Genomic DNA, 21,501 nt, shown 5'->3' on the forward strand with positions numbered 1-21,501 from the left:
GCAAAGATGCATTCGCCTAAAGTATAAGGCTTTCGGGCTATATTTTACTCGGACATAAAATGTGACGTGGACGTTCGGGGATTTCTTCCAAACATGGCTTCTTTGACGGCTCAGGCGCAGCGAAACCGCTTGTCAGCCGGTTAACAGCGTGTACCATCATCGCGATGCCGAGCAGCGAGGGGAATTAAGCTGCCGGCATGGTTCATATCTGGGAGGATATAGATGGATCGTCGTTCCTTTATTAAAAAAGGTGCGTTGGCGGGAGCCGCAACGGCTCTGGCTGCGCCCGCCATTGCGCAGCAGAATACCAAGATTACCTGGCGTCTGACGTCATCGTTCCCGAAATCGCTCGACACGATTTACGGCGGCGCCGAAGATATTGCAAAACATGTTGCAGCCGCCACCGACGGCAATTTCACGATCCAGACCTTCGCCGCCGGTGAGATCGTTCCCGGCCTGCAGGCGGCCGACGCCGTTTCGTCCGGCACGGTCGAAATGTGCCATACCTGCTCCTATTATTACGTCGGCAAGGATCCGACCTTCGCGATCGGTACGGCCATACCCTTCGGCCTCAATGCGCGCCTGACGAACTCCTGGTTCTACGAGGGCAACGGTAACAAGCTGCTGAATGAGTTCTACGCCAAGCACAATCTCTATGGCATGATTTCCGGCAACACCGGCGCGCAGATGGGCGGCTGGTTCCGCAAGGAGATCAACACAGTCGATGACTTCAAGGGCGTGAAGATGCGCATCGCCGGTCTTGCCGGCAAGGTTGTCGAAAAGCTCGGTGTCGTGCCGCAGCAGATCGCGGGCGGCGACATCTACCCGGCGCTGGAAAAAGGTACCATCGATGCGGCGGAATGGGTCGGCCCCTATGACGACCACAAGCTCGGCTTCTACAAGGTCGCGAAGTATTACTACTATCCCGCCTTCTGGGAGGGCGGTCCGGTCATCCACTCCTTCGTCAACCTCGACAAGTGGAACAACCTGCCCAAGCAGTATCAGACCGTGCTGCAGGACGCCTGCGCCTTTGCCAACACCAACATGATGGCAAAATACGATGCCAAGAACCCGATCGCGGTGAAACAATTGGTGGGCGAAGGTGCGGTGCTGCGGCCATTCAGCCAGGAAATCCTCGAGGCCTGCTACAAGGCGGCGCAGGAAGTCTACGCCAACATCTCCTCGTCAAACGCGGATTTCAAGAAGATTTACGAGGACCAGGTGGCCTTCAAGCGCGAGGGTTATCTCTGGATGCAGCTCTCGGAATACACCTTCGACACGTTCATGATGATCCAGCAGCGGAACGGCAAACTCTGACGTAATCGGGACAAGGCGGACCTGAGCGAGAACCCCGCAGGCTACGGACTGCGGGGTTTTTGTCGTTCGGTGTTTTCGTTGAGGACGCTGCAGTGACGATTGGTCCGGCAAAAAGTTTGGAGAGGCGAGCGGGATCCCGAAAGAGATGCATTGATCTCTCCTCCGTCATCCTCGGGCCTGACCCGAGGACCCATTGATTTCAATGATTTATGGATCCCCGCCTCAAGGGCGAGGATGACGTGGCGTTTGAAGAAGTGTTTGCGGGCAAACGCAGACGCTCGGTTACTTCCACCTTTGTCGGTTATCCGTTCTATAGCCCTGTTACGGCCCGATCTTAGGCGGCTGGCTCAGATCGGGTTGCGTGTTCTGCGCGGGCTGCTGCGGCTGCGACGGCGGTGCGGCAGCATCCGGCTGCGGGCCACCCAGATTGAGCGGCGGCAGTCCGAGGGCTGGCGGCGCTGCGGGTGCAGGCTGGCTTCCTCCGGAGGGGCCGCCGAGGTTCAGGGGTGGAAGGCCCATGGACGGCTGCTGCGGTGACGAGCCGCCTCCGCCACCGAGCGGCGGTAAGGTGAGACCGCTGCTGCCCGGACCGCCCGGTATCTCGATCTTCACGTCGTCTGGATTGATCGTCGGATGGCCACTCTTGTAGACCATGACAAGGCCCGGGAAGGCGATGACTACGAGGATCATCACGAACTGGATGACGATATAGGGAAATACGCCCTTGTAGATTTCCGTTGTCTTGACGCCCGGCATGGTCTTGCCCGTTACCTTGTCGACCCATTTGGAGTTGGGGGCGATGGAGCGCAGGAAGAACAGCGAAAAGCCGAAGGGTGGCGTGAGGAACGACGTCTGGAGGTTGATGCCGAGGATGATGCCGAACCAGACGAGATCGATGCCGAGCTTTTCGGCGACCGGCGCCAGCAGCGGCACCATGATGAACGCGATCTCGAAGAAATCCAGGAAGCAGCCGAGAATGAAGATGATGATCGTGACGACGATCAGGAAGCCATATTCACCACCCGGGAGGGCTAGCAGCAGCTCCTCGATCCAGACGTTGCCGTTGATGCCGTAGAACGTCAGGCCGAAAACACGGGCGCCTATGAGGATCATCATGACGAAGGCGGAAAGCTTCGTGGTGGCATCGAGCGCGTTCTTTACGGTGGCAATCGTCAGGCGGCCCTTGGCGAGTGCGAGCAGGAGCGCTCCGGTCGCGCCCATCGCGCCGCCTTCGGTCGGCGTTGCGATGCCAAGGAAGATGGTGCCGAGCACGAGGAAGATGAGCGCCAGCGGCGGCACCAGCACGATGATGACCTGCTCCGCAAGACGCGAAATCAGCTTCACGCTCGTCATGGCGTTGAAAAGGGCAACCAGATAAACGGCGATGACCGCGAAGGCCAGCGCTGCCACAAGCTGCCATTCCGGGCTTGCGATACCTGTGAACAGGACATGCATGCCAAGGAAATAGAGCGCCACGGATATGGCGATCATGACCAGCAGCGATGTGACGCCATTGCCGAGCGTGCGGGCCTCTGGCGGCAGGGCTGGAACGAGAGAAGGCTTGAAGATGGAGACCGCGAATATGTAGGCGCAGTAGGTGGCGACGATGAGCAGCGCGGGGTAAAGCGCGCCGACATACATGTCGCCGACCGAGCGGCCAAGCTGGTCTGCCATGACGATCAGCACGAGTGACGGCGGCACGATCTGCGCCAGCGTTCCCGATGCAGCAATTGTTCCGGCGACGAGTGGACGGTTATAGCCGTAACGCATCATTATCGGCAGCGAGATCAGACCCATTGCCATCACCGATGCCGCGACGACACCGGTGGTGGCACCGAGCAGGGCGCCGACGAGGATGACCGCATAGGCGAGGCCACCGCGGATCGGGCCGAACAACTGGCCGATCGTATCCAGCAGGTCTTCCGCCATACGCGAGCGCTCAAGAATGATGCCCATGAAGGTGAAGAACGGGATCGACAGCAAAGTGTCGTTATACATGATCCCGTAGATGCGTTCGGGATGCGACTGTAGAAGCGGCCAGAATAGCCGGATTTCCGGTGATATCCAGGACAGTTCCACGCCGAGCGCGAAATAGATCAAGCCGCCAGCCGCAAGGGTAAAGGCAACGGGATAACCAAGCAGCAGCATGAGCATCACGCTGGAGAACATCACCAGCGGAAGGTTGTGTGCAATGAAATCGATCATGTCAGTTCCCCACCGTCCCGCTGGTTTCCGTTACGGTTTCAGGCATTTCTCTGGGGTCATCGATGTAGCCCGCGATCACCGCGTAGCGCTTGATGATTTCCGAAAACGCCTGAACTAGCAGCAGGGCAAAGCCCGCAAGTACGACAAGCTTGGCTGGCCAGATGATGAGGCCACCGGCATTGGAGGACATTTCCCCGGAGTTGAACGAGGTCCAGAACCACGGCCACGCCAGATATGTCATGAGGGCTGCGAAGGGGACGAGGAAAATGATGTGCAGGACAAAATCCACGATATCGCGGGTACGTTTCGACCATGTTGAGGACAGGATGTCGATCCTAACATGTTCGTTTTTCAGAAGCGCATAAGCGGCAGCCATCATGAAGACGGTTCCGTAGAGATACCACTGTACCTCAAGCCATGCATTCGACGACACGTCGAACACCTTGCGCACCACGGCGTTCGTGGCGCTGATGAGAACGGCCGCCAACAGAAGCCAGGACACAGATTTCCCGATGACCGTCGTGACCGTATCCACGGCCCGACTGAAGCCCAATAAAAACTTCACTTTCCCCTCCTCAAGGACCAAATCCAAGGTCCGTCGTGGCGCTTGTGCCTGAGCGGCGATATTGACCTTTCATCAGGCAAGCGCGGTATTTTTCTTGTCGCAGGTGCTTATTCAGTCGTTGCAAAAAAAGCAATCGTGAGTGGCGTTTGCATCCTCCCCTGAATCGACTAGTTCTTACACACCCGCAAGACTTGATCGTGCACTGATTTTACCTGCCGCGCTACGGCAATAACCTTTTGCGACACATTAAATTGTACTTTTCCACGACGGACGAAACCGTGCGGACAAGGGCCTAGGTGCATTGCGCTTTTCCGCCGCTTCATGTTACCTCTGGCAGTGGAGAATTCCGTTGATCGGGGATTGCCGGGAGGGGCTGCCTTCGTCTGCATGGGCGCAAGGGGCTGTCGAGGCCGATGGAAGAGGGAAAGAAAGACATGAGCGAACACCACACGGGTCCGGTCGAAGTTGGCGCGCCGATGGATTACCCCCAGCACGAAAAGACCTATTCGGGTTTTCTCGCCATGACGAAATACGGCACCATGCTGGTGTGCGTTCTGATGCTCGCCATGCTGGCAGGTTTCTTCACCACCGCCGGTTTCCTTGGCGGTCTGGTGGTTTTCATCGTTCTCTCCGTCGCCGGCTTCTTCCTGCTGCGCTGACATCTTCCTTCCCCGAGCTGAGGAACTTGCCGTGCCCGGCTCGACGGGCGCGTAAAGCGATGTTTTGCGAGGGTCGATCATGAGAATTGTCGCGTTTCTCCTTGTCCTGCTTGCAGCGTGCGTTCAAGCGGCGTCTGCGCGGGACTTTTCCGCTGCGGAGCGCTCCACCCTGACCGGGCAGATCGCCCGGTTCGAAGCCGCGCTGAAGGGCGATGACTTCGATACGGTCGGAAAGACCGTGCCGCCGAAAATCCTGGAATCCATCGCATCCGGCGCAGGTGTCTCCGTGGAGACGCTGCGGAGCGCGCTGAAAACGCAGATGCAGATGGCACTTGCTTCCGTCAAGCTCGTCGAATTCGGCATGGACATGGGCGCCGCGCGTTTCGAGCAGACGCCGGATGGAACGCCCTATGCGCTGATCCCCACCCGGACACTGATGGAAACGGACGGGCAGAAGATCGAGGCGAAGTCCCATACGCTGGCGCTGATCGATGGCGGCGAGTGGTATCTGCTGCGCGTCACCGACCAGCAGCAGGTGACGATCCTGCGCAAGGTATACCCGGCCTTTGCGGCCGTGCAGTTTCCGGAAGGGTCCGTTCAGCCGGTGGAGTGATCGGTCTTTCGTAACACAGCGGATCGTTCTGCGCTGTCATCCTGGGGTAAAGCCCGAGGATGACGTCATGTATGTTGCTTTCCCGATGGCTCGCGCCGGTTTTCCCGAGGGTCAGGAAAAACGGCCGGGACGGAAGGGGTCGACGGAGATCGAGGTTTCCTCGCCGTTGGCGATCTGCGTCACGAGGCGGGCGGTTGCCGCCGATTGTGTCAGTCCGAGATGGCCGTGACCGAAAGCGTAGATGACCGAGGCCGCGTTCCGTGACGGGCCGATGACGGGCAGACAGTCCGGCAGGGAGGGGCGGAAGCCCATCCACTGCTTGCCGCCTTCGGTCTTGAGGCCGGGCAGGAAGCGGCCAGCCTTTTTGAGCATGGCTTCCGAACGCCTGAAGTTCGGCTTCAGATCCAGTCCGCCAAGTTCCACCGCGCCGCCAACCCGGATGCCCGAAGACAGCGGCGTGACGACGAAACCGTGGTCGTTGAAATAAAGCTGGCGCGTCAGATTGAAGGAGCCGGCGGGCAGGGTGGTGTTGTAGCCACGCTCGGTTTCCAGCGGCACGATGTTGCCGAGTCCGGTGGCAAGCGGCTTCGACCATGCGCCCCCGGCGATGACCACCCTGTCGGCATCGATCTTGTCGCCGTTGTCGAGCGTGACGATGGTGCTTTCGCCGACCGCATCGATGCGTTTCGCCTCACCCTTGCGTAATGTGGCGCCGCGGCTGATGACCAGATCGAACACGGCGCGGGTGAAGTCGCGCGGGTCCGATACCTGCAAGCCATCCGGCGAGAACATGGCGTGACGGAATTGCGGAGCAAGACCAGGCTGCAGCGTTTCGATCTCCTCGCGCCCGACGCGCTGGAAAGCGAAACCCGCCTCATGCTTTTCGTCCCAGTCCTTCGACGCGGCGTTGAAGCTTGCCTCGCTGTCGTAGAGATCGAGCGTTCCGGTCTTCGAAATGAAGGGCGACAGTTCCGGCATCGCCGCAACCTGCGTCATTTCGGTGGCGGCAAGCAGGTTGATCTCACGCAGCGTACGAAGGCCATGGCGGAACGACGGTTCGGCGCTGGCGCGCCAGAATCTCCACAGCCACGGTGCTATTCTGTGTGCATAGGCGGGTGGAACGCTGAGCGGGCCGAGCGGATCCATCAGCCAGCGCGGCGCCTTCTTCATGATGCCGGGAGCGGGGATGGGAATGATTTCCGGAAAGGCAAGAATGCCGGCATTACCGGCACTGGCGCCGCCGGCGATCTCGCCGCGTTCCAGAAACACCACCTGTCGCCCGGCCCTCTGCAGGTACAGGGCCGACATGGAACCGATGATGCCGGTGCCTACCACCAGCACGTCGCATTTGAGGGTTTTGGCCATCGGTGCTCCCGCAGTATAATATCGTTCAGGAGCGCCATAACAACGAATGCTTACCCTTTGGAAGCTGACATCGTGTTGCAAAGGCAGAAATATCAGCACTGTGACAAATAAGCGAAGAGTCCGCCCGTCATGACCGGCGGTTATATTTAATGGCTATTTAACGGTCGCCGGATAGTGTCCCGCCACGGCACGGTTCACGCGTCAGGTGCCTGTCATTGCTGGGGATCGCATATCATGTCACGCTTTTCCAAATTCGGTCTGGATGCATCTTCCGTGCTCGACGCTCTGAGTCGCTCGCAGGCGATCATCGAATTCGATCTGCAAGGCAACATCCTCACGGCCAACGAGAATTTCTGCAAGGCAGTTGGTTACCGGCGCGAGGAAATATTCGGCCGCCATCACAGCATGTTCGTGCTGCCCGATGAGGTTCAATCCCCGGCCTACAAGGCATTCTGGGCAAAGCTTGCGCGTGGCGAATACGATCAGGGGCAATATTGCCGCCGCACCAGGAGCGGAGATGAAATCTGGATCGAGGCGTCCTACAATCCGGTATTCCGTTTCGGTAAGCCTTACAAGGTCGTCAAGATCGCCACCGACATCACCTCCATCAAGCGCAAGAGCGCCGAGGATGAGGGCAAGCTGGCGGCGCTGTCGCGCGCGCAGGCCATGATAGAATTCACGCCGGATGGAACGATCCTGGGCGCGAACGAAAATTTCCTTGCCGCACTCGGTTACGAGGTGGGCGAAATCGTCGGCAAGCATCATGCGATGTTCTGTGAGCCGGACTATGCCCGCTCACCGGAATACAACTCGTTCTGGGAGGAGCTGCGGACCGGCAAGTTTTCGACCGGGCAGTTCATGCGGCTTGCCAAGGGCGGCAGGCGCATCTTCATCCAGGCGTCCTACAATCCGATTTTCGATGACCGCGGGCGTGTCTTTAAGGTCGTGAAATTCGCGCTCGACGTCACGGACCGCATGCACGCCGTGGAAGAGCTGGGCGGGGCGCTGGCGCGACTTTCGGAATGCAACATCCGCGTCACACTCGATACTCCGTTCGTCGGTGAGTTCGAACGGCTGCGGTGCGACTTCAACAAGTCGATCGGCGAATTCCAGAAGACGCTGGTGAACGTTCTGAGCCAGACCGGCGATCTCAGCAAGAGCAGCCAGGACGTGCGCGAGGCATCGGAAAACCTGGCCGAACGTTCGCGTGAGCAGGCCTCCGCACTGGAGGAAACCTCGGCAGCGCTTGGCGAAATTACCGCTACAGTTCGTGCTTCGAGCGAGAACACCCGGGAAACCCGCAGGCTCGTACAAAGCGCACGTGCCTCGACGGCGGCCTCCACCGAGGTCGTCGGCCAGACCGTTACCGCCATGCAGCGCATCGAGGCGGCCTCTCGCGAGATCAGCCAGATCATCGGCGTGATCGACGAGATTGCGTTCCAGACCAACCTTCTGGCGCTCAACGCGGGTGTCGAGGCAGCGCGCGCGGGCGAGGCTGGCAAGGGTTTTGCCGTGGTGGCGCAGGAAGTGCGCGAACTCGCGCAGCGTTCGGCAACAGCCGCCAAGGAAATCAAGTCGCTCATCAACAACTCGGGTACGGAAGTTCTAGAAGGCGTGAGACTGGTCGGAGCCACCGGTGACGCGCTGAAGGAGATCGATGCGCTGGTGCGCCAGATCGACGGCAATGTCGACAAGATCGCGAAGGCGGCCGAAGAGCAGACGGTCGGTATCGGCGACATCGGCAAGGCAGTGGGCCGGATCGACCGCATGACGCAGGAAAACGCCGCCATGAGCGCCCGCACGACGGCCATCAGCAACACGCTGGCCCAGGGTGCCGAGGCGCTGTCACAACTCGTCAGCCTGTTCAAACTCAACCGCCGCAACACGCAGCGCGACGGCTCGTCCATTCCGAGCAAATATGCGGGCCGAGGCTCTACGGTCGCAGAGCGCAACGCGGCGTGACACGGTGATACGCGACAGCTTGTTGCCCACGCAGCCGTCCCCGAACGAATGTCGGTGACGGCTGTATTTATTGCAAAGGCTTGCGGTGACGGATTGACGGTGTCCGATCAGTTCGCCGTTGCCTCGATCTCGACCTTGTCGAGAAGAAGCATCGGATCCTGTGACGCGGCCACGAAGTCAAACAGACCGAGGCCATTGGGGCCGGTGGCCTTCGCTGTCACGGTGAGGCTGCCCGGCGAGCTGATAAAGCGCAAAAGCGCTTCGGTGGCGTTCTGAAGGTTTGGCCGGGTGCTGGCGATTTCCTGTAGACCCGCCGTCGCCACCATCGTCAGCACACCCCGCACCTGATCTTCCGTCATGCCGTTTTCGGCTGCATAAAGCTTGATGCCTTTGGAAATAAGCCCTTCATCCTTGATGGTCAGCTTCACTTCACGGCCCGCAAGGCCAAAAAGCGCGGCCTGCATCCGGCCCGTATCCAGCGAGAAAAACTCCTCGGTGAAACCGCTGACCAGACCGGAGAAGTCGACGCTGCCGATATCCTTTCCGTTGAAGGATATTTCCCGGATCACCAGGTTATTGTTGGCCTCATCCCATCCGGCGGCAAGCCCGTAGGAGAGTGTCAGAACGTCCATGCCCAGCTTGCGCATCTGGACGAGAGTTTCATCCGTGGAGTTTTCAGGGATAGGAAGGACCAGATCCTCCTGCCGGATCTGAATATCTGTCGGGATGCCGTTATACGGTTTCGTCAGCGCCATCTCGTAATTCTTGAGCGCGAACTTGACGCGTTCGGGAACGCTTGCCGCAGCATCGTCCTGCCCTTCGGCATCCTCGTCTTTCGAAGCGGCGACATCGACATTGAGGCCTGCAAGACGGATGGTGCCGAACTCGGGCATCAGCTGGCCGAAAGGAAAGGTTTCGATCTGCTGCTCGTCAAGTCCGGCAAGTGTATGAAGCCCCTTGAACGTGGAGCTCCAGTCGAAGCCATCGATACTTGCTTCTGCAACTTCGATTGTGTCTTCGCCGATCTTTATCGACATGCCATGCTGGCTGAGGCTGACCTTGCTGTTGTCCAGCTGGATTGCCATGCGCTCCACGGACATGGCCATCCGCTCGCCGGCAGCCTCACCTTCCGTGATCGTGGCATCGGCCTTGAAGCCGAGCAGCTGCACGTCCATCTTGCCCATCATGTCGAAAATGGACAAGGCTTTGGCAATGAATGCCTGCCGTTCCTGCGGGGAAAGCTCATTGAGGTCTGTCGTTGCGGTCAATGCCTCAAGCGTTTCCATAAGCGGCTCGGCGGGCATCCGCATGCTGACACCGTCGCTGCGCGCTTCGTCGTAACTGAAGTGACTGTCACCATCCGAGACGGTGATCGCACGGACCGACATCGGCCCGTAAAGCGGCTTTGCGTCCTTATCGTCAGCGCCGGCTTTTTCGGTGTAGAGCCGTGCCAGATAGGCCGCGTCGAAATCCTGACCGGTTATGGCGCCGGTGGAGACGACCAGCTGCTTCTTTTTCGTCGCGCCCTCGGAATCCGGGACGTCGAGGGTAATGTCGTAATTGCCGTTTCCGGCCGAATAGTGTGCGATCTTGCCGTTGGCTATATCTGTGAGGGCGACATCCTTGTAGACCGTCTTCTGGCTGATATTGGCAAACGACTGGGTGGTGTTCACCTCCGGTACGGAGATGCGCTTTGCAGCAAAGCTCTGAACCTGCTTCGATACAGACACGGCATCCTTAGAGTCCACGACCGCGTTCAGGAGGTCGCGATCGACACTCGCTTCTTCAATACGGACAGTGGGCATCGATACAGTGCCAGTCGGCATCGCGATATCGACGTCGCTTGCCTCGATGGCGCTTTCCAGAAAGGGAACCTTCGGCCGCCCGTCGACCGCCGCAATACGCACAGTCGTGCCATTGGCCAGCGGCAACGTCAGATTGCGCAGATGAATTCGCCCGAGGAAATCAACATCGATGGAATCCGCCGTGCCGCCGCTGCGGGCAACGAGTTCGTTGACCTTGGCTTCGTAAACGCTCTTGATGCCGACGACACCAGCGGCGACAACCGCGATGACAGCGACCGCCGCCCACAGTGCCTTACGCCGGCCCTTGCCGGTTGGATTGCCGATCTGTTCCACGAAGCTACCCTCTTAACAATACGAATTGAAACTGTGCGACTTTTAGGCACGCTCAGGTTGCTGCGCAAGCCGGTACGAAAATTCCGACCTGGGTGCTCCGGGCGAGCGGCGCAGCGGCAGAATCAGGCCGAGAACTTCACGCTCACGCCGCGCTGGCGGAAATAGGCCTGCATCAGCTTGCGTCCCTGACGGTTGCCGTGCGCGAGCCTGGCCGGGTCGAAGACGGCTTCCTTGACACCTTCACGGGCCATTGCGAGCTTGAGTGCTGCGATATGTTCATCGATGCCCTCGTTGTCCGATCGGATCGATGCGTAAATCTTCTCTATTGCCTCGGCTACAGTCTGTTCGCTCACGGCGCCTATCCTCTTACTGTCGAAAGCGGCCGGATAGCACAGATTTTCGCGTTGGCATAATGCAAGCGGACGCCCGTCAACAGTTACGCACCGTAGCGGCAGCCGATCTGTCGTGACACCTTTGCGCGACGAAGGCCAACGAACGGTCGATACGAGTTGTACAGGCCGGCGTATCATCGATGTGGGATAAACGTTTCCGCCCGATGACATTGACTGCCGATTGGCGTATCGCAGGCTCTGGCAAACCGTATCGGACGATCTGAACCTCAAGGCCTTGCGCGCAAGGGGGAGCGATGGTGCGCGCCGGGACGGCCGAAAGTTGCAATATTCCGCTTCAGACCTCGCCATTGAAGGTTGCCGGGCGGGCCGAACATCAGGGGGAAGACCATGAGCGAGACGGGCGGCTATTTTCCGCGTTGGAAACTGAAAACGGAAGGGCGCATCTTGCCCGATGAGCGGCTGCCAGCGGGGCAGACCGTCGTGCTCGGCCTGCAGCATGTGGTGGCGATGTTCGGTTCGACCGTTCTTGCGCCGATCCTGATGGGCTTCGACCCGAACGTCTCGATCCTGTTTTCCGGCATCGCGACGCTGATCTTCTTCATCGCTGTCGGTGGGCGTGTGCCGAGCTATCTCGGTTCGTCCTTCGGCTTCATCGGACCCGTGCTCGTGGCGACCGGTGCCGCTGCCGGGGTGGCAAACCCCAACATTGCCGTTGCGCTGGGGGGCATCATTGCTGCCGGTGCCCTCTATGCGCTCATTGGTGTCATCGTCATGATGGCCGGTCATCGCTGGATTGAACGGCTGATGCCGCCGGTGCTGACGGGCGCGATTGTCGCGGCCATCGGCCTCGTGCTCGCGCCGATTGCGATTTCGAGCGCATCCGGCGTCGGTCCGGCAAGCCCGAACGGCGACCAGTTCTCACGCTGGATTGGCATCACGACCTTCGCGGCCGTGGGGCTGGTCGCGGTCTACGCGCCCGGCATGGCGCGCCGCCTGCCGATCCTGATCGGCGGCGCCATCGGTTACATCGCCTATCTGATCTTCGCCAACGGCATGGGATATGGCGCAGCGGTCGATTTCTCCGGCGTTGCGGCCGCCCAGTGGTTCGGCCTTCCGAAGTTCACCGCACCCGTCTTCACCGCGTCGGCCATCACGCTGATCGCGCCGGTGGTCATCATTCTCGTTGCCGAAAACCTCGGACACATCAAGGCGATTGGCGCGATGACCGGCCGCAATCTCGACCCCTATCTCGGCCGCGCCTTCATCGGTGACGGCGTTGCGACGATGGTGTCTGGCGCTTTCGGGGCCACAGGCATGACGACCTACGCGGAAAACATGGGCGTGATGGCGGTGACCCGCATCTTCTCGACGATTGTCTTCCTTGTCGCTGCGGCCGTCGCCATCCTGCTCGGCTTCTCGCCGAAGTTCGGAGCGCTGATCCAGACCATTCCGGGTCCGGTTCTCGGTGGTCTTTCCATCGTCGTCTTCGGCCTCATCGCTGCAACGGCTGGCCGGATCTGGGTGGAGAATAAGGTCGATTTCGCAGAGCCGCGCAACCTCATCACCGTGGGGGTGGCGCTGGTTCTGGGTGCAGGCAATTTCAAGCTGGACGTCGCGGGCTTCACGCTAGACGGTATCGGCACGGCGACGATCGGCGCGATCCTGCTCTACCACGCTCTCGGCCTCAACGGTAAGCGCGACAGCAACGACCGCATCGCCTGATTGATGGCCTCACTGATGGAAGCCGCGCTTTCCTGCCGAAATCTGGCGGAGAGTGCGGCTTCCAAAGCCCTGTACGCAAACAAACAATCTCGAATTGGAACAAATCTCCCTGCGGTTCGTTTTGCGACGCCAAGCGACTAAACCGGGGATGGTCGCCGGCCATCCGACAACCGTGTCCTCGAATGTTCCGAGCCATACGTGACCCAAACAGACCTATCTATCGCAGCGAGCGGATCGGCCAGTCAGAGCGAAGCGCGTTACTGCGCATTGTTCGAGGCCATCGATGACGGGTTCTGCATCATAGAATTCCAGGACGGCCCGTTGGGGGCATTGAGCGACTACGTGCATGTCGAGGCCAACAGCGGCTATGAGCGGCATACGGGCATACCCGACATCGTTGGAAAGTCGGTCTACGAGATCGCCGCGAGCGAGGCGAAGGAATGGGTCGATCTCTACGGAAAAGTGCTTTCCACGGGACAATCCATTTATTTCGAACGGGAGTTCAAGGACGCTGGCCGTCATATCGAGGTGTCTGCATCAAGGATCGAACCGCCGAGCCTCAATCAGGTCGCTGTGCTGTTTCGCGACATCACCAGACGCAAGCGGGCTGAAGCGGCCCTTCGTGAAAGCGAGGCTGTTGCGCGTGAAAACGGCCAGCGTGTTCAACTTGCACTTTCCGCAGGCGCCATCATCGGAACATGGTTCTGGGACCTGCCGAATGACCGCTTCACCATAGACGAAGCGTTCGCAGGCGCGTTCGGGCTCGATCCGGCCCTCGGCCGAAACGGTTTGACGCTGGCGCTGATCATCGAGACGGTGCATCCCGATGATCAGGCGCAACTGGCTGCCGTCATCGAACAGGCGCTGAAGACGGGTGGCCCTTTTGTGCACCAGTACCGGACGAAGCGATGTGACGGGAAATATTACTGGCTGGAGGCGAACGGACGCGTTGATCTCGATGCCGACGGAACGCCGGTGAGCTTTCCGGGCGTGCTGATCGACATCGAGGGGCGGCGGGCTGTCGAAGCCGAGCGTGATCGGGTGACGTCCATGCTTAGGGAGCTGAACGAGACACTTGAGGTGCGGGTGGCGCAGCAGACGGCCGAACTCATGGCTAAGGAGGAGGCCCTCCGGCAGTCCCAGAAGATGGAGGCCGTGGGACAGCTCACAGGTGGCCTAGCACATGACTTCAACAACCTGCTTGCGGGCGTTTCCGGCTCGCTCGACATGATAAAAACACGGCTGCAGCAGGGCCGCATCGGCGAGCTGGATCGTTATCTGGAGGGCGCGCAAGGGGCGGTGAAACGTGCGGCTGCGCTGACCCACCGCCTGTTGGCCTTTTCGCGGCGGCAGACCCTCGACCCCAAGCCGACGAATGTGGACCGGCTGGTGGCCGGCATGCACGAGCTTGTGCAGCGTACCGTCGGCCCGCAGATTTCCGTGGAGACCAGGGTCGGCAAGGAACTCTGGCCAACGCTGGTGGACCCGAATCAGCTTGAGAACGCCCTTTTGAACCTGTGCCTCAATGCCCGCGACGCGATGCCGGACGGTGGCCGTATCACGATAGAAACACACAACCGGCAACTAGGTGAGGCAGACGCCCGCAACTATAGTCTGGCTCCCGGCGACTATGTGGTGATGCGGGTTTCAGACACGGGTATCGGCATGACGCCCGATGTGCTGGAGAAGGCTTTCGATCCGTTTTTCACGACGAAGCCCATCGGTGTCGGCACCGGCCTTGGCCTCTCGATGATCTAAGGTTTCACGCGCCAGTCCGGCGGGCAGGTGAAGATCGAATCGAAGTCTGGCGCCGGAACAATGGTCAGCCTGCTCCTTCCGAGGCATGATGAGCGGGAAGAAAACGAGACGAGGTCCGAACCGGAGTTCATGCCTTTGATGGCGACGCAGAAACGGGTGCTTGTCGTTGACGATGAACCGCTTGTCAGGATGCTGGTCGTCGATGCCGTGGAAGATCTGGGCCTTGAAACATTGGAGGCCAGCGACGGACCGCAGGCACTGGAAGCTCTCAGATCCGGCACGCCGATTGACCTGTTGATCACCGATGTCGGGTTGCCGAACGGCATGAACGGCCGTCAGGTTGCAGATGCGGCGCGGGAACTGCGGCCCGGACTGAAAGTCATGTTCATTACGGGTTATGCCGAAACTGCTGCCCTGGCACCCGACAAGCTGGGACAGGGCATGCAGGTGCTGACGAAGCCTTTCGACATGGCTGTTCTTGGCCGCCGCATCCAGTCCATGCTGGAAGACTGATGCCGCCTCGGGTGACACTCCGCCGGGGCGATTTGACGGCGTTCTGGATCGATGGCGAGAAGACGCCTGCAAGCGTGAAATCGTTTTAAGAATTAGCCGTATGCCATTGAAACATATGGTTGATAAAAAGTCGTCCGGCCGCGATATCCGCGGCCGGCGATTGATCGAATACTGCTTACGCCTTTAGCGTCGGGCGGGAAATGCCGAGGTGGTCGCGAAGCGTCGTGCCTTCGTATTCCGTGCGGAACAGGCCGCGTTCCTGCAACAGCGGAACGACCTGGCTGTTGAACTCTTCCAGACCGGCGGGAAAGAAGGGAGGCATGACGTTGAAGCCGTCTGCCGCACCGTTTTCGAACCATTCCTGCATGCGGTTGGCGACATCGTTTGCCGTACCCATGACGATATGGTGGCCGCGACCTGCAGCGACGCGCAGCGCCAGTTCCCGGATCGTCAGCTTTTCGCGACGGGCAAGTTCGGTCAGAAGCTCGGCGCGGCTGCGCAGCTGGTCGGAAAGCGGCAGGTCCGGCAGCGGGCCGTCCAGATCGTAGTCGGCAAGGCTGTGGCCGATACGCTCCTCGAGCAGCGGCATGGCGCTCTTGATATCCGTCCAGCGGTTCAGTTCCTTGAGCTTTTCGCTCGCTTCCTCGAAGCTTTTGCCGATGACCGGCATGAAGCCGGGCATGACGGCAACGCTTGCCGGATCCCGGCCGAACTTTTCGACGCGGCCTTTCAGGCTGGTGTAGAACGCCTGCGCTTCGGAAATCGCCTGCTGGGCGGTGAAGACGATATCGGCGGTGCGGGCGGCGAGATCCTGCCCTGGACCGGAGGAACCCGCCTGAATGAGAACCGGGTGGCCCTGCGGCGTGCGCGGAATGTTAAGCGGGCCTTTGACCGTGAAGTATTTGCCCTCGTGGTTGAGGACATGCACCTTGTCCGGATCGACGTACCGGCCGCTTTCCTTGTCCTTGATGAAGGCGTCGTCATCCCAGCTGTCCCACAGGCCGCGCACGACATTCACGAACTCTTCAGCGACGGCGTAACGCTCGTCATGCTCCGGGTGGCCCTTGGTGAAGTTGGCCGCCGTGCGGGCGTAGGACGTGGTGACGATGTTCCAGGCGGCGCGTCCGTGGCTGAGATGGTCGACGGAGGCGAAGGCGCGGGCGAGGTGATAGGGCTCGCCGTAGGTGGTGGATGCGGTGGCGGCAAGGCCGATCTTTTCGGTGACCATGGCAAGCGCCGAAAGCAGTGTCAGCGGCTCGAACCGGGCGATCATCGAGGGGTGTGCATCCACGCCGCTCGTCAAACCGTCTGCCAGGAACACCATGTCGAACTTCGCCGCTTCGGCCATCTTCGTGACGCGGGTCAGGAGGTCCAGGTTCTCGCTACCAGCTTCGGCGTCAGGGTGGCGCCAGCCGGAAACGTGGTGGCCGGCCCCCTGCAGGAAAAGGCCGAGATGCATCTGTCTTTTACGGGTCGTGGTCATGGGGATCATGCCTTCATTTCGATTGTGTTGTCTGGACGAGAAGCGCTTCGAGCTTCTCCAGATCCGCCGCGGTCGTCATGGAACGCACCAGCGCGGGAATGCCTGCGAATTTCTCATTGCCGCCGGTCGCATCGATGAACTTGTCCGTCGGGTCCGAAATGCTCGGCAGACCGTCGATGCGGCGGGAAAGCTTTGTACCGTCCGTTTTCGTCACGTCGATCACAACGAAGCGGGTGGTCGGATCGGGCGAAAGGCGGCGGGCGGTTTCGTCATGCGTGCGTGTGACCTTGACGGACAATGCAAGGAGATCGGCGCGCACCGGGCGCTCATCGAAATGGCCGATCAGCAGCGCGCCATCGATCAGTGCAGCTGCAAAGACATACTCCGCGCTGAAGCGGGCGTCGATGCCTGTGGCGGGCGTTGCCGAGCCGATCAGGGCGGCATCGCCGCCGGGCGGGAAGGTGATGGTGACGGAGGCGATATCATCCGCCGTCAGGCCGTTCTCATTGCGCAAGGCGAGCGCGCCGACGGCAACCGGATGGCTTGCCGTGCAGCATGGGAACGCCTTCAATGTCAGGCCCGGCGTGACGATCTGCCATGGCGCGCCCCAGCCTTCCAGCACGCGCTCGGGCTGTTCAGCGCCAAAGGCGAAGGCGGAATAAAAGCCGATGGCATTTTCCAGAAAATCCGGTGCCCCCTGAAAACCGGCTTTTGCGAGCCGCGCTGCGGTGAGGCCCGCTCGGCTGGCGAGCCCCGCGTGAAGCGGCTTGGCATCATATCCGAATTGCAGGCGAAGCCCGGCGGACTGCGTTGCGGCAAGGCCAAGTGCGACTGCCGTGATGTCAGCGTCGAATTTCAAAAGATGGGCGATGGCCGCTGCCGTGCCGATGGTGCCGAGCGTTGCGGTGGCGTGGAAGCCATTTTCGTAATGCTTCGTGCCGAGCGAAAGCCCGAGCCGCGCCATGGTTTCCAGCCCGACGATATAAGCGGCGATAAAGGCTTGCGCCGTGGCCTTTTCCTCTACCGCGACAGCCAGCAGCGCCGGGATGATGGCGACCGTCGGGTGGCCGCGCACGCTGCCATGCACGTCGTCGTAATCCAGCACATGGCCGGAATGGCCGTTGATGAGAGCGGCGGTGAAAGCATCGGTGCGCAGTTCGCGGCCGATGATGGCGGCCGTGCCGGAGGTGCCGGGTGTGAAGGTGTCCATCAGGACCTGCGTGCTTCTATCGGAAGCACCACCCAGAACGCAGGCGAAGAGATCGATCAGCGCCGTACGGGCAATCGTGACCGCCTGTGCATCGGCAAGCGGATCGGAGGCGACGATGGCCTCTGCCAGATGACGCGTGAGCTTTTCGGGAACGGCCATGGCGTCAGATTCCTTCGCCGTCGCTGACCCTTGCAATCTGCCCGCCAAGCCCTTTGACGAAGGCGTTGATGCGCGGGTTGGTCGATTTGTAGAAGATATGCTCCGGTGTGCCCTGATCGACGATCAGGCCGTTTTCGGTGAAGACGATATTGTCGCTGATTTCCTCGGCAAAGCGCATTTCGTGGGTGACAAGAATGCTGGTCATGCCGTCGTTGACGAGATCGCGGATGACAGCGAGCACTTCGCCTACGGTTTCCGGATCGAGCGCGGAGGTGACCTCATCGAAGAGCACCAGTTCCGGGCGCATGGCGAGCGCGCGGGCAATGGCCACGCGCTGCTGCTGGCCGCCGGAAAGCTGGCCGGGATAGGCATCCACCTTCTGCGACAGGCGCACCTTGTCCAGAAGTTCACGTGCGTGACGCTCGGCATCGGCCTTCGAGACGCCCATGATCTTGATCGGAGCGATGGTGATGTTTTCCATCACCGTCAGGTGCGGGAAAAGGTTGAACTGCTGGAAGACTATGCCGATGCGCTTGCGCAGCGCGATGCGCTCGGCTTCCGTTTTCAACAGATCGACGCGGGTGCCGCCGACGCTGATCTTACCCGACTGCGGGATGAGCAGGCCGTTGATGCAGCGCAGGATGGTGGACTTGCCGGAGCCGGACGGCCCGATGATGGACACGGCATCGCCCTTGTTCACCGAAAGGTTGATGCCCTTCAGCACCTGATTGTCGCCGAAGGCGAGATGCACGCCTTCCAGTTCGACCAATGCCTGGGTGTCGGGGGCTTTTTCAGCGGTTTGGGGAGCAGTTGCGGACATGACGATTTCCAATCAGCGGGAAGCGAAGCGCCGCTCGAGGCGCTGCGTGAAACGGGACACCGGATAGCAGAACAGGAAGAACGCCATCAGGACGGTGAGATAGACGACCACGGTAAAATCGTTGCGCTGCACGGCAGTACTGGCGTCTGTCGCGGCATGCAGAAGCTCATGCACGCCGACAAGCGAGGCAAGCGCCGTACCCATCGTGATCGAGGCATAGAGGTTCATCCACGGCGGCAGCGAGCGCTTCACACATTGCGGCAGGATGATCCAGCGAAGCGTCTGGTTGCGGGAAAAGCCAAGACCCTGTGACGCTTCCCACTGCGCAGTCGGTATGGACTGGATGGCGCCGCGGGTGATTTCGGCGATGTGGGCGCTAGCGGGAATGGCAAGCCCGACGACGGCCTTGATCCAGTCCGGGAAGGGGATGTAGTTGCCGAAAATGACCAGCTCGAACGGGAAGATGTAGGTGGCCGCAAAGATCAGCACCAGATGAGGGGCGTTGCGGAAAATCTGCACATAGGTCAGCGCCGGTGCGCGCACGACTTTGTAAGGCGCAAGCTCCATGATGCCGAGGATGACGCCGATGAAAGTGCCGATGGTGATCGCCAGAATGCTGATGAGCACATTCATCATGAAGCCGCTGGCGAGATATGGCAGCCATTGCAGCAGCACCTGCCCGAGCGATGGGTCGAAGAGCAGCCACAGGATGACGGCGATGAACACGCCGCAGACGAGGAGCGTTCCGAAAGGCAGTTTTTTCGCCGCCTGCGTTTGAGAAACCACCGCGCTCATTGGCCGAACCCCGGAACTGCAAGGCGTCGTTCAAGCCAAGCACCGGCTCTCGCGACGATCAGATTGATGACGCTGAAGAAGATCAGGATCACGAGCATCAGCTCCACCACGTTGTCGCGCTGCGTCCAGATGAGGATCGATGCATAGGTGATCTCGCCGACGGCTATGGCCGAACCGACGGTGGTGAGCTTCACAAGATTGACGAGGTTGTTGATGATCGACGGCAGGGCGGTGCGGATCGCCAGCGGAAACTCCACGTAGCGCAGCACTTCCAGCGAACTGAAGCCGATGGCGCGTGCCGCCTCGATCGTGGTCGCCGGAACGGCTTCGATGCCTCCACGCAGCGCTTCGGCATGGAAGGCGGCGATGTGAAGGCCGGTGACGGCGACCACCCAGAAGAACGGCGTCAGCGGGTTGTTCTGCGCGCCGCCGAGCGCGTTCGAGATGAGCATGTTGAGCACAAGGAAGCCGCACATCAGCTGCACCAGCGTCGGCGTGTTGCGCGTCAGTTCCACATAGGCGCGCACCGGAGCCGCCAGCCACGGCTTGCCGGAGGTCAGCATCGCGGCAAAGATGAAGCCGAAAACGAGGCTGAGCGGCAGCGTGACGGCGACAAGGATCAGCGTCATCTTCATGCCGCTGAGCCAGATCTGAACCTCGTAGCCGCTGTTCAGAAAGTCGTAGTTGAGGCCGATTTTGGCCGCCAGTTCTATGAAGCGCGCAATAAAGGCGTCCTGCATCGCAAATCCAATGGTGTTGTCGCGGTTGCCGCTACAAAGCATAAACGAACGGCCGGGGAAACCCGCCGTTCGTTATGGTGATGACGAATCGTTCCGCCTCCGGGATGTCATCCTCGCCCGTGAGGCGAGGAGCCATGAAGCCAATCCCTTTGTATGTTCGGATCAAACCCGAGCATGGCGGGCCAAGGGGAACCGCTTATTGTGCGGCCGAAAGCTTCTTCTTCTGCTCTTCCATGTAACCGATGCTCGGCAGGCGGTTGGCCTTGGCGAACTCGATCATCTTGCCGGAAGCGTGCAGCTCCTTGACGATCTTGTCGAGCGCAGCCTGCGTATCGTCTTCGCCCTTGCGCAGCCAGATCACGCTGTCGGACGGGATGAGGTCGGTCGGGATCAGGATGCCATAATCTTTCCATTCGTCGGCGCGGTCCTGAAGCATCAGGCTGAGCGTGCCGTTGACGTGAACGGAGACGTCGCAGTTGCCGCCTTTAAGCGCCAGAAGCGATTCCGGTTGGCTCGGAAGCGCCTTGACCTCTGCGCCGTACTCTTCGATCAGCGGCTGCGTGTAGTTGGAACCCTGTGAAACGCAGGCGATCTTGCCCTTCAGGTCCGCCCAGTCCTTGATGCCCGAGTCCTTGCGACCGATCGCGGCACCGCCCTGGCGGTCATACGGGGTCGGTACGTAGCCGAGCGTCTTTGCCCGCTCTTCCGTATACTGCATGTTGGCGATGAGGATATCGACCTTGCCCTGCTGCAGGAACTGCACGCGGTTCGGCGGCGTGACGGTTTCCGTCACCAGTTCGACACCGAGACCAGCGGCAAGCGCCTTGGCAACATCGATGTTGAGACCCTTCTGCTCCTGCGTTTTCGGATCGATGAAGCCGAAGGGCGCGCCGGAGAGGATGACGCCAACGGTCAGCTTGCCGCGACCCTTGATCCGGTCGAGCGTTGCATCGGCATGGGCGACGGTGGCCATTGAGGCGACAAGGACGCTTCCGGCAACGAGTTTTGCGGCGAGTTTGGAGAAGGTAAAGGCCATCGGTATTTCCTCTTGAGTATGGGTGGAAACTACATGACAGGCCCGGCCAGGGCGAGAATTGGTATTGCGTCAAAAATCTCGAGGATAA

16 protein-coding genes and 1 pseudogene are annotated in these 21,501 nt (G+C 60.3%); 6 read left to right on the plus strand and 11 right to left on the minus strand.

The window, feature by feature from the left end; genetic code table 11:
- Window positions 1-222 precede the first annotated feature (222 nt).
- Window positions 223-1,317 (plus strand): TRAP transporter substrate-binding protein, encoded by a 1,095-nt coding sequence (locus N7578_RS08295; protein WP_311109797.1) that lies wholly within the window; start codon window positions 223-225, stop codon window positions 1,315-1,317.
- A gap of 321 nt (window positions 1,318-1,638) precedes the next feature.
- Here the strand turns inward: N7578_RS08295 and N7578_RS08300 are convergent, their stop codons facing one another.
- A complete protein-coding gene (locus N7578_RS08300; RefSeq protein ID WP_311109798.1) occupies window positions 1,639-3,522 on the minus strand; it encodes a TRAP transporter large permease subunit in 1,884 nt (627 codons plus the stop codon).
- Window position 3,523: 1 nt separating this feature from the next.
- Window positions 3,524-4,087 carry a TRAP transporter small permease subunit gene (locus tag N7578_RS08305; protein WP_311109799.1) on the minus strand — a complete coding sequence of 188 codons (564 nt, stop codon included), beginning with the start codon at window positions 4,085-4,087 and terminating at the stop codon, window positions 3,524-3,526.
- Between the two features lie 434 nt (window positions 4,088-4,521).
- Here N7578_RS08305 and N7578_RS08310 point away from each other — a divergent pair, with 434 nt between their 5' ends.
- Together N7578_RS08310 and N7578_RS08315 are read left to right on the plus strand one after the other, a co-directional pair.
- The gene (locus N7578_RS08310; RefSeq protein WP_311109800.1) at window positions 4,522-4,746 is read left to right on the plus strand and encodes an aa3-type cytochrome c oxidase subunit IV; all 225 of its coding nucleotides are present in this window, start codon (window positions 4,522-4,524) and stop codon (window positions 4,744-4,746) included.
- Between the two features lie 79 nt (window positions 4,747-4,825).
- Window positions 4,826-5,359 (plus strand): hypothetical protein, encoded by a 534-nt coding sequence (locus tag N7578_RS08315; RefSeq protein WP_311109801.1) that lies wholly within the window; start codon window positions 4,826-4,828, stop codon window positions 5,357-5,359.
- 111 nt (window positions 5,360-5,470) lie between these two features.
- Here N7578_RS08315 and N7578_RS08320 read toward each other — a convergent pair whose 3' ends face one another.
- Window positions 5,471-6,724: an FAD-binding oxidoreductase gene (locus tag N7578_RS08320; protein WP_311109802.1), complete on the minus strand. Its 1,254-nt coding sequence runs from the start codon at window positions 6,722-6,724 to the stop codon at window positions 5,471-5,473.
- Window positions 6,725-6,958: 234 nt separating this feature from the next.
- Here N7578_RS08320 and N7578_RS08325 point away from each other — a divergent pair, with 234 nt between their 5' ends.
- Window positions 6,959-8,686, plus strand: a complete 1,728-nt coding sequence (locus tag N7578_RS08325; protein WP_311109803.1) for a PAS domain-containing methyl-accepting chemotaxis protein — start codon at window positions 6,959-6,961, stop codon at window positions 8,684-8,686.
- A gap of 107 nt (window positions 8,687-8,793) precedes the next feature.
- On the opposite strand, the gene N7578_RS08330 is transcribed toward N7578_RS08325, so the two are convergent.
- Both N7578_RS08330 and N7578_RS08335 read right to left on the minus strand, forming a co-directional pair.
- Entirely contained in the window at window positions 8,794-10,824 is a 2,031-nt protein-coding gene (locus N7578_RS08330) for a hypothetical protein (RefSeq protein WP_311109804.1), read from the minus strand.
- A gap of 122 nt (window positions 10,825-10,946) precedes the next feature.
- Entirely contained in the window at window positions 10,947-11,177 is a 231-nt protein-coding gene (locus N7578_RS08335; RefSeq protein WP_311109805.1) for a hypothetical protein, read from the minus strand.
- A gap of 387 nt (window positions 11,178-11,564) precedes the next feature.
- Here N7578_RS08335 and N7578_RS08340 point away from each other — a divergent pair, with 387 nt between their 5' ends.
- A complete protein-coding gene (locus tag N7578_RS08340; protein ID WP_311109806.1) occupies window positions 11,565-12,899 on the plus strand; it encodes a solute carrier family 23 protein in 1,335 nt (444 codons plus the stop codon).
- A gap of 198 nt (window positions 12,900-13,097) precedes the next feature.
- Window positions 13,098-15,170: pseudogene (locus N7578_RS08345) on the plus strand (ATP-binding protein).
- Between the two features lie 175 nt (window positions 15,171-15,345).
- Here N7578_RS08345 and N7578_RS08350 read toward each other — a convergent pair.
- From N7578_RS08350 to N7578_RS08375, 6 genes are all read right to left on the minus strand, one after another.
- The gene (locus tag N7578_RS08350) at window positions 15,346-16,662 is read right to left on the minus strand and encodes an LLM class flavin-dependent oxidoreductase (RefSeq protein WP_311109807.1); all 1,317 of its coding nucleotides are present in this window, start codon (window positions 16,660-16,662) and stop codon (window positions 15,346-15,348) included.
- A gap of 4 nt (window positions 16,663-16,666) precedes the next feature.
- Window positions 16,667-18,022: an MmgE/PrpD family protein gene (locus N7578_RS08355; RefSeq protein ID WP_311109808.1), complete on the minus strand. Its 1,356-nt coding sequence runs from the start codon at window positions 18,020-18,022 to the stop codon at window positions 16,667-16,669.
- 4 nt (window positions 18,023-18,026) lie between these two features.
- Window positions 18,027-18,842 carry an amino acid ABC transporter ATP-binding protein gene (locus N7578_RS08360; protein ID WP_311109809.1) on the minus strand — a complete coding sequence of 272 codons (816 nt, stop codon included), beginning with the start codon at window positions 18,840-18,842 and terminating at the stop codon, window positions 18,027-18,029.
- A 12-nt stretch (window positions 18,843-18,854) separates the two neighbouring features.
- Window positions 18,855-19,637: an amino acid ABC transporter permease gene (locus tag N7578_RS08365; RefSeq protein ID WP_311109810.1), complete on the minus strand. Its 783-nt coding sequence runs from the start codon at window positions 19,635-19,637 to the stop codon at window positions 18,855-18,857.
- Window positions 19,634-20,377, minus strand: a complete 744-nt coding sequence (locus N7578_RS08370) for an amino acid ABC transporter permease (RefSeq protein WP_311109811.1) — start codon at window positions 20,375-20,377, stop codon at window positions 19,634-19,636. Before N7578_RS08370 ends, N7578_RS08365 begins: the two co-directional genes overlap by 4 nt.
- 196 nt (window positions 20,378-20,573) lie before the next feature.
- Window positions 20,574-21,413 carry a transporter substrate-binding domain-containing protein gene (locus N7578_RS08375; protein ID WP_311109812.1) on the minus strand — a complete coding sequence of 280 codons (840 nt, stop codon included), beginning with the start codon at window positions 21,411-21,413 and terminating at the stop codon, window positions 20,574-20,576.
- Window positions 21,414-21,501: the final 88 nt, after the last annotated feature.

Source organism: Agrobacterium tumefaciens (assembly GCF_031801495.1).
In the GTDB taxonomy this organism is placed as follows: Bacteria; Pseudomonadota; Alphaproteobacteria; order Rhizobiales; family Rhizobiaceae; genus Agrobacterium; species Agrobacterium tumefaciens_K.